The sequence below is a fragment of the Xanthovirga aplysinae genome (genome assembly GCF_009711365.1).
GTDB lineage: Bacteria > Bacteroidota > Bacteroidia > Cytophagales > Cyclobacteriaceae > Xanthovirga > Xanthovirga aplysinae.
On sequence record NZ_SMMB01000926.1, the window covers coordinates 1 to 5,525 of the forward strand.

At 38.0% G+C, this 5,525-nt stretch carries 3 protein-coding genes; all 3 read left to right on the top strand.

From position 1 onward, the window contains the following. The first annotated feature begins 240 nt into the window (after positions 1-240). Positions 241-1,038: a M48 family metallopeptidase gene (locus E1171_RS08260; protein WP_155205535.1), complete on the top strand. Its 798-nt coding sequence runs from the start codon at positions 241-243 to the stop codon at positions 1,036-1,038. 317 nt (positions 1,039-1,355) lie between these two features. Further along, on the top strand, positions 1,356-3,104 hold the full coding sequence (locus E1171_RS08265) for a peptidase domain-containing ABC transporter (RefSeq protein ID WP_155205536.1): 1,749 nt from the start codon (positions 1,356-1,358) through the stop codon (positions 3,102-3,104). A gap of 61 nt (positions 3,105-3,165) precedes the next feature. Continuing rightward, on the top strand, positions 3,166-5,525 hold a 2,360-nt coding region (locus E1171_RS08270; protein WP_155205537.1), incomplete at its 3' end, for an HlyD family efflux transporter periplasmic adaptor subunit.

Here is a 5,525-nt window from a genome sequence, read left to right on the forward strand (position 1 = left end):
GAGCTTGTTTTAATATTTTGTTTTAAAGCCATTAGAAAATTTCTAAACATGCTCTAAGAAGGAATAATAATGATTTAATTGATTTAATACCTGTGTCAAATTAAAATTTTCTATTTCCATTTTTTTACTTTTTCTAATAATGTAATTTAGTGCACTATTGACTAGGTTTAGTAAATTTATTCTTTTGAATTAACATTCTAGATTGTGGATAAAATTTCTATGGTAAACGATTTATATTTCATGAAAAAGTTCTTTATACTTCTTGCCTTAGCTCTTTTTATTGATGCTTGTAAAACCGTTCCTGTTACAGGGAGAAAACAAGTAGCCTTTATTTCAAATAATGAAATGTTGTCACTAAGCGATGCAAGTTATCAAAATGTGTTGGCAGATAGTAAGTTATCCACGAATCAGGCTCAAACCCAGATGATAAAGAGGGTAGGGGAAAAGATCAGCAAGGGAGTAGAAAAGTTTTTTGAAGAAAAAAATATGGCAAGTCAATTAGAGGGTTATCAGTGGGAGTTTAATTTGATTGAATCGGACCAGGTAAATGCTTGGTGTATGCCAGGTGGAAAGGTAGCCTTTTACACGGGAATTATGCCTATTTGTGAAGATGAAAATGGAGTGGCTGTTGTGATGGGACATGAAATTGCCCATGCCGTGGCTAACCATGGGAATGAGCGTATGTCTCAGGCATTGTTGCAACAGTATGGGGAGGTAGCTCTGGCGACTGCCATGCAAAATTCAGCTCAAACTACCCAAGCCTTAGCTTTGCAAGCTTACGGAGTAGGATCAACCTACTTGGGGGTACTTCCATATAGCCGTTTGCAAGAGTCAGAAGCGGACCAATTGGGCTTAATTTTTATGGCAATGGCGGGTTATGATCCCAATCATGCTCCCGCTTTTTGGGAAAGAATGCAGAATGCTAGTGGAGGGAACGAACCTCTTGAGTTTTTCTCCACTCACCCTTCTAGCGCAACTAGGATAGAATCCATTAAAAGGCAAATACCAGAGGCCATGCAGTATTACAAGCCCCAATAGAAGGAAACAAAGCTTGGACGAACAAAAAAGCTGTTCATCTGCTTCTATATGCATAAAGGTCTGAAATGTTTAAGAGGCAATTTGTTTATTTATTTCTCTTTGTGAAAAGTATTCCTTTAATCATTTGTTTGATAGAGGCACCCTTTCCCCCCCCTAGGAGAGAAGGGGTATAAGGAGAAAAGTTCTTAAGTTTTCTCAAGGAGAGTAGAAAATGCCTATTAGGATACTAAATTTATGCATGGAGAGATCTAAAGGTAGTGTATTTATTTAATGTGTTGGTACATTGCTTTTAAGAAATAGAGGCCTTGTTAAAAGGAATGAAGGAAGAGGAAGAGGCAGGAGGGACAATAAAGAGGCTTAGACGTGTAAGGCGGTTAATTAGTTTATTATCCGTTGACAAAAAAGCCATTTTTTATATTTATGTTTATGCTGTTTTTGCAGGGCTAATAAAACTTTCTCTTCCCCTGGGGATTCAGGCCATTATCAATTTTATTCAGGGGGGACAGGTTTCTTCTTCCTGGGCTATTCTTGTTTTTATAGTGATTTTAGGAGTGGCCTTAGCTGGAGGATTGCAAATCATGCAGTTGGTTATTTCGGAAAAAATCCAGCAGGGTATCTTTGCCCGTTCTGCTTTTGAATTTGCATATAGAATTCCTCGTTTGAAGTTCTCTGCGGTTTATAAACATTACCTTCCCGAATTAATCAATCGTTTTTTCGATACTTTGGAACTTCAAAAAGGTGTTGCCAAAATTCTAACTGATTTTACTACAGCCGCTATTCAAATCCTTTTTGGCCTCATACTTTTATCTTTTTATCATCCTTTTTTTGTCACTTATGGCTTGTTGTTCCTTGTAATTTTATTAATCATCTTTCGCATATTATGGGGTAGGGGGTTGCGACTAAGTTTGAAAGAGTCAGGGTATAAATTTGAGGTTGCCCATTGGTTAGAGGAATTAGGTAGAAATTTAGGAACCTTTAAACTGGCAGGGGAAAGTGAGCTGCCATTAGAAAGAACGGATGGTTGTGTGAATAATTATTTGTCTTCCCGGAAAAAGCATTTCAAGGTTTTGGTCCTCCAGTATGCTTTCACTATTGGATTTAATGTAATTGTAGTGGCGGGCCTCTTGGTTTTGGGTGGAGTGTTAGTGATTAAGCAACAAATGAACATAGGGCAATTTGTGGCTGCCGATATTGTGATTATCCTAATAATGACCTCCGTAGAAAAATTAATTTTAAGTCTTGAAACAATTTACGATGTCGTGACAGCGCTAGAGAAAATAGGTTCTGTCACCGACCTTTCCTTGGAGGAGGAAAAAGGGATTCCTTATGAGGAAATAGTAAAGGATACTGGATTGGAGGTAGCTCTTCATCAAGTTAGTTTTTCCTATCCCAATTCACCTCAACGGGCTTTAGAAAATTTGAATTTCAAAATAGAAGCGGGAGAGAAAGTAGCAATATGTGGGGCAAATGAATCAGGAAAAAGTACTTTAATTCATTTGATTGGAGGTTTATTTGATGATTATACGGGAACCGTCACTTATAATGGAGTCGCCATGGGGAATATTAATATCGCTAGTTTAAGGGGGAATATTGGGGATAGTCTTTCTTTCGAAGATCTTTTTGAGGGAAGTTTATATGAGAATATTACCATGGGGAAGAAAAATATTAGCTATCAACAGATACTGGATTTAGCCAAGCACTTGGACCTCCATGATTATATTAAATCCCTACCGGAGGGGCTGGCGTCTCCGGTTGATTCACAAGGAAAAAAGCTATCTGCAAGTATTAAACGTAAAATAATTTTGTTGCGTGGCACAGTATCCCGTCCTCGATTGTTATTGTTAGAAGATAGCATGGCTTTATTCGGGAAGGATACAAAGGAGAAAATCATCAATTACCTGACAGATAAAAATAATCCCTGGACCTTGATTTCTGTGTCTAATGATGAAAGTTTTGCAGCAAAGTGTGACAAAGTGGTCATTTTGGATAAAGGAAAAATAATTGGAATAGGAAAATTGGATGATTTTCGGCATAAACCATGGTTTTCAAAACTATTTGGGTGTTAATCCCTTTTTGGGGAGAAAATGAAAGCTCCAGGAGATTGCCTATTGGCTTATATTAAGTTGAATGTTAAATATTTCGACAAATCGAATAGAGGAAGGCAAAATAGATAAAAAGCGTTATCGCTCTTTTGGGCAGATTTCTCAGATAAGGTTTGGAAGGAAACTTGCCTATTGGTTAACAGGATTTTTATGTATTATTCTTTTTGTTTTAATGTTGCCCTGGAGACAAACAATTATTAGTGGAGGTGACCTAACCACCATTAACCCCAATCAAAGGCCACAAAGCATAAATTCAATCATTGCAGGTAGGATAGAGAAATGGTACGTGAAAGAGGGACAGCTGATAAAAAAGGGTGATACCATTGTACATATTTCCGATATAAAAGAGACTTATTACGACCCTAATTTGCTCAAAAGAACTGAAGAGCAATTAATAGCCCAAAGGTTAAAGGTAAAATCTTTGGAAGTGACGGTGAGTTCACTTGATAGACAAATTGACGCCTTAGAAAAAACTAGGGATTTAAAAATCAGTCAGGCCAAAAATCGGCTAACGCAGGCAAATCTTAAATGGGAGGCCGATAGCCTACTGCTTGAAGCCGCCAATATCAATTTATTAATTGCCAATCGTCGATTTAAGAGGTGGGAGCAGTTGCATAAGGATGGTTTGATTTCCTTAACTGATTTTGAAACTCGCCGCATGACTTTAAGACAAACACAGGCGAGTCAAATTGGGGCTAGAAATCAGTTGACAAGTAGTAAGAATGATATTATAAATGCTCAAATTGAATTGAATTCCCTTGAGAATCAATACCGTGATCGATTGGCACGGACTAATTCTGACAAGTTTGCTTCTCTTTCTGCACTTTATACCGCACAAGCTACTGTAGCCAAGACCGAAAACTTATATAAAAACTATTCGTTCCGTTTTGGGATTTATTACATAACGGCTCCTCAGGATGGATATGTGACCAGGGCCACAACAACCGGAATTGGGGAAACGATAAAAGAGGATGATCCTTTGGTGACATTTATGCCAGCAGATTTTCAATTAGCGGTTCAAATTTATGTAAACCCGGTCGATTTGCCTTTGATCAGGAAGGGACAAAAAGTTCGGTTATTATTTGATGGATGGCCCGCTATTGTCTTTTCTGGATGGCCTAATTTGTCTTATGGTTCCTTCGGTGGAATAGTAGTTGGCTATAATCAATTTATAAGTCCAAATGGAAAATATAGGGTACTGGTAGGTCCCGATCCGGATGATGTTCCGTGGCCGGCAGCCTTGAGGATAGGATCAGGAGCAAAAGGATTGGCTTTAGTGGGAAGAGTACCCGTATGGTATGAAATCTGGCGAAAGCTAAATGGTCTTTCCTCCAAACTATTATATCGGTCCTACCGGCGTAATGAAGTAGAGTGGATGAAAATCCCATTTTCGATTATATTACTCTTGGGAGTAATGGTGCAGTTCTCCTATGCTCAAACCCCGGAAATATCCGAGGACAGTACTTTTATTTTTACCTTGGACCAATTTAATGCCCTAGTGGGGGCATATCATCCCGTTTCCAAGCAGGCAGGGGTGCTTACCGAACAAGGTAGAAAGTTCCTATTAAGCACGAGAGGGGCTTTTGATCCCTTTGTATTTACGAACCTGGAAAACAAATTCTTTAATTTACAAACCTATTGGCTAATTCAACGATTTGGATTTCAATTTCCCACCTGGTATGGATTCGAATTTTTGGTGAAGTATGAAGAAAATTTTGGAGATTTTTTGAATCCTCAAAATTTTACTCCCCGAGGAGGGTTTCTTACCATGGGAGCTTCTTTATCTGCCGTCAGAGGTTTTTTTATCGATGAACGCCGGGCCGCTCTTCGGCAAGGTCAAATAATAGAACAGGCCACATTAACTGAAAGGCTTTCTGTTTTGAATAACTTATTTCTGGAGTCTAGCACCCAATATTGGAATTGGGTTAATAGTTATCAAAAATTAAAGGTTTGGGAGGAGTTCGTTGAATTATCTGAGTACCGATATTTTTTTGTGAAAGGAATGTATAAGCAGGGGGCAAATCCTGCCATTGACACATTGGAAGCCTATATCCAATATCAGGACAGGGAAGTAGCTCGAAATGATGCTTATCTATTTTTTAAGAATCAAGGTCTTAATCTTTCGAACTTTCTTTGGACGGAAGATAATATTCCTTTAGAGATATCAGATAAGCTAGTTCCCCCTGATACCCTGGATATTGGACTTCAAGAAAATATTGATTTTGATTCTCTTCAAGCGATGATCATTAGCTTAAGGGAGTTTCATCCCGAATTAAGATTATTTAATTATCAGTTAGATATTTTAAATGTGGAAAGAAGGCTTAAGTTGGAGTTTTTAAAGCCCCAGGTTGATATAAGTTATTATTTTCTTTTTCAAACTTCTGG